2 tRNA genes and 2 rRNA genes are annotated in these 4,119 nt (G+C 47.6%); all 4 read left to right on the top strand.

Annotation, left to right across the window (positions count from 1 at the left end):
* Positions 1-1,330: ribosomal RNA gene (locus FB551_RS23120) — 16S ribosomal RNA — on the top strand; the annotation flags it as partial.
* Positions 1,331-1,551: 221 nt separating this feature from the next.
* A tRNA-Ile gene (locus FB551_RS23115) sits at positions 1,552-1,625 on the top strand.
* 82 nt (positions 1,626-1,707) lie between these two features.
* Positions 1,708-1,781: transfer RNA gene (locus tag FB551_RS23110), tRNA-Ala, on the top strand.
* 153 nt (positions 1,782-1,934) lie between these two features.
* Positions 1,935-4,119, top strand: a 23S ribosomal RNA gene (locus FB551_RS23105); the annotation flags it as partial.

Below are 4,119 nucleotides of genomic sequence, written 5' to 3'. Positions count from 1 at the left end.
CATCACTTGATATTGAAAACTCCGGTGGATAGAGATGGGCACGCGCAAGATTAGATAGTTGGTGAGGTAACGGCTCACCAAGTCTACGATCTTTAGGGGGCCTGAGAGGGTGATCCCCCACACTGGTACTGAGACACGGACCAGACTCCTACGGGAGGCAGCAGTGAGGAATATTGGACAATGGGTGAGAGCCTGATCCAGCCATCCCGCGTGAAGGACGACGGCCCTATGGGTTGTAAACTTCTTTTGTATAGGGATAAACCTAGATACGTGTATCTAGCTGAAGGTACTATACGAATAAGCACCGGCTAACTCCGTGCCAGCAGCCGCGGTAATACGGAGGGTGCAAGCGTTATCCGGATTTATTGGGTTTAAAGGGTCCGTAGGCGGATTTGTAAGTCAGTGGTGAAATCTCACAGCTTAACTGTGAAACTGCCATTGATACTGCAAGTCTTGAGTGTTGTTGAAGTAGCTGGAATAAGTAGTGTAGCGGTGAAATGCATAGATATTACTTAGAACACCAATTGCGAAGGCAGGTTACTAAGCAACAACTGACGCTGATGGACGAAAGCGTGGGGAGCGAACAGGATTAGATACCCTGGTAGTCCACGCCGTAAACGATGCTAACTCGTTTTTGGGCTTTTGGGTTCAGAGACTAAGCGAAAGTGATAAGTTAGCCACCTGGGGAGTACGAACGCAAGTTTGAAACTCAAAGGAATTGACGGGGGCCCGCACAAGCGGTGGATTATGTGGTTTAATTCGATGATACGCGAGGAACCTTACCAAGGCTTAAATGGGAAATGACAGGTTTAGAAATAGACTTTTCTTCGGACATTTTTCAAGGTGCTGCATGGTTGTCGTCAGCTCGTGCCGTGAGGTGTTAGGTTAAGTCCTGCAACGAGCGCAACCCCTGTCACTAGTTGCCATCATTAAGTTGGGGACTCTAGTGAGACTGCCTACGCAAGTAGAGAGGAAGGTGGGGATGACGTCAAATCATCACGGCCCTTACGCCTTGGGCCACACACGTAATACAATGGCCGGTACAGAGGGCAGCTACACAGCGATGTGATGCAAATCTCGAAAGCCGGTCTCAGTTCGGATTGGAGTCTGCAACTCGACTCTATGAAGCTGGAATCGCTAGTAATCGCGCATCAGCCATGGCGCGGTGAATACGTTCCCGGGCCTTGTACACACCGCCCGTCAAGCCATGGAAGTCTGGGGTACCTGAAGTCGGTGACCGTAACAGGAGCTGCCTAGGGTAAAACAGGTAACTAGGGCTAAGTCGTAACAAGGTAGCCGTACCGGAAGGTGCGGCTGGAACATCTCATTTTAGAGCGTCTTATGACGTTAAACAAAATCAGTACGCAAGTACACTATACTTACTTAAAGCAATAGCTTTAGTTTTTTGTTTGGTTGATTATATTAAAAATACAAAACCCACTAGAAATTAGTAAAGGGATTGAGAGAGGCAAAGAAGATAAAAGCAGAGAGAGAAAGACGAAGAAATTAGTCTATTATCTATCAGTCTATCATCTTTTACGTCTAAAAGACAGTCTCGTAGCTCAGCTGGTTAGAGCGCTACACTGATAATGTAGAGGTCGGCAGTTCGAGCCTGCCCGAGACTACTAATTAAGGCGGCTGGCAAATAGCGACTTGCTACTGGCACTTAGCCAAAAGCAATAAGCACTTAGCCAACAGCAACTAGAGGGGGAATTAGCTCAGCTGGCTAGAGCGCCTGCCTTGCACGCAGGAGGTCAAGGGTTCGACTCCCTTATTCTCCACAGTTTTGGAAGACTGATTTAAAAGTTACGAATGGAGCCAAAAACAACATTTGTTCATCAGTTGGAAAGAAAGACATTAAGATCATTGACATTAACGGTAAAGACATCACAAAGAGAAAACCGAGCGCATAAAGCGCTTGAGTAACCAATAGGAAAGAAATCGTTAAGGGCGTATGGCGGATGCCTAGGCTTTCAGAGGCGACGAAGGACGTGGTAAGCTGCGAAAAGCTGCGGGGATTGGCACACACGAATTGATCCGCAGATATCCGAATGGGGCAACCCGGCATATTGAAGATATGTCACCTCGCAAGAGGAGCAAACCCGGAGAACTGAAACATCTAAGTACCCGGAGGAAAAGAAATCGAAGAGATTCCGTAAGTAGTGGCGAGCGAAAGCGGATTAGCCCAAAAGTCTTTATATATTTAAAAGAATGTTCTGGAAAGAACAGCCATAGAAGGTGATAGCCCTGTATTTGAAAGGTATATTAAGATGATAAATGAGTAGGGCGGGACACGTGAAATCCTGTCTGAATATGGGGGGACCATCCTCCAAGGCTAAATACTCCTGAAAGACCGATAGTGAACAAGTACTGTGAAGGAAAGGTGAAAAGCACTTCGAATAGAAGGGTGAAATAGAACCTGAAACCGTACGCCTACAAGCGGTCGGAGCAGCGTAATGCTGTGACGGCGTGCCTTTTGCATAATGAGCCTACGAGTTAATTTTACTAGCGAGGTTAAGGTATTAAGTACCGGAGCCGGAGCGAAAGCGAGTCTGAATAGGGCGCATAGTTAGTAGGATTAGACGCGAAACCTTGTGATCTACCCATGGGCAGGTTGAAGCTCTGGTAACACAGAGTGGAGGACCGAACCGGTTGACGTTGAAAAGTCTTCGGATGACCTGTGGGTAGGGGTGAAAGGCCAATCAAACTGGGAGATAGCTCGTACTCTCCGAAATGCATTTAGGTGCAGCGTCGTATATAAGTTTATTAGAGGTAGAGCTACTGATTGGATGCGGGGGTTTCATCGCCTACCAATTCCTGACAAACTCCGAATGCTAATAAATGTTCTACGGCAGTGAGGGCATGGGTGCTAAGGTCCATGTCCGAGAGGGAAAGAACCCAGACCAACAGCTAAGGTCCCAAAATATATGTTAAGTTGAAACAACGCGGTTGGACTGCATTGACAGCTAGGATGTTGGCTTGGAAGCAGCCATTCATTTAAAGAGTGCGTAACAGCTCACTAGTCGAGCGGTCCGGCATGGATAATAATCGGGCATAAACATATTACCGAAGCTATGGATTTATATTTTAGATATATCTGGTAGGAGAGCATTCTATTTGCGCCGAAGCAGTACTGTGAGGTATTGTGGAGCGGATAGAAAAGAAAATGTAGGCATAAGTAACGATAAAGCAGGCGAGAAACCTGCTCACCGAAAGACCAAGGCTTCCTCAGCCATGCTAATCAGCTGAGGGTTAGTCGGGACCTAACGCGAACCCGAAAGGGGTAGTGGATGGACAATGGGTTAATATTCCCATACTTGCTCACAATAAAAGGGGACGGTTGGATGTAGCTGCTGGAGACTGACGGAATAGTCAAGGCCTAGCCTTCGGGCGAAGCTGCTGTAGTGTAATCTGATCCAAGAAAAGCCGAAGTGAAGCAACCCGTACCAAAACCGACACAGGTGGTCGAGGAGAGAATCCTAAGGTGCTCGAGTGAGTCGTGGCTAAGGAACTAGGCAAAATAGTCTCGTAACTTCGGAAGAAGAGACGCCAACAGCAATGTTGGCCGCAGTGAAGAGGCCCAGGCGACTGTTTATCAAAAACACAGGACTCTGCTAAATCGAAAGATGCTGTATAGGGTCTGACACCTGCCCGGTGCTGGAAGGTTAAGGAAGGTGCTTAGGGTTAAACCGAAGGCATTAACTGAAGCCCCAGTAAACGGCGGCCGTAACTATAACGGTCCTAAGGTAGCGAAATTCCTTGTCGGGTAAGTTCCGACCTGCACGAATGGTGTAACGATCTGGGCACTGTCTCAGCCACGAGCTCGGTGAAATTGTAGTATCGGTGAAGATGCCGATTACCCGCAATGGGACGAAAAGACCCTGTGAACCTTTACTATAACTTCGTATTGACTTTGAGTAAGTAATGTGTAGGATAGGTGGGAGGCTTTGAAGCAGGCACGCTAGTGTTTGTGGAGCCAACGTTGAAATACCACCCTTTACTTACTTGGAGCCTAACTTCTTTCAGAAGGACATTGCGTGGTGGGTAGTTTGACTGGGGTGGTCGCCTCCAAAAGAGTAACGGAGGCTTTCAAAGGTACCCTCAGCACGCTTGGTAACC

Source organism: Chryseobacterium aquifrigidense (genome assembly GCF_006716485.1).
Lineage (GTDB): Bacteria > Bacteroidota > Bacteroidia > Flavobacteriales > Weeksellaceae > Chryseobacterium > Chryseobacterium vietnamense.
Note: the sequence above shows the minus strand (reverse complement) of the source record. Positions and strands in the feature narration are given on the sequence as shown.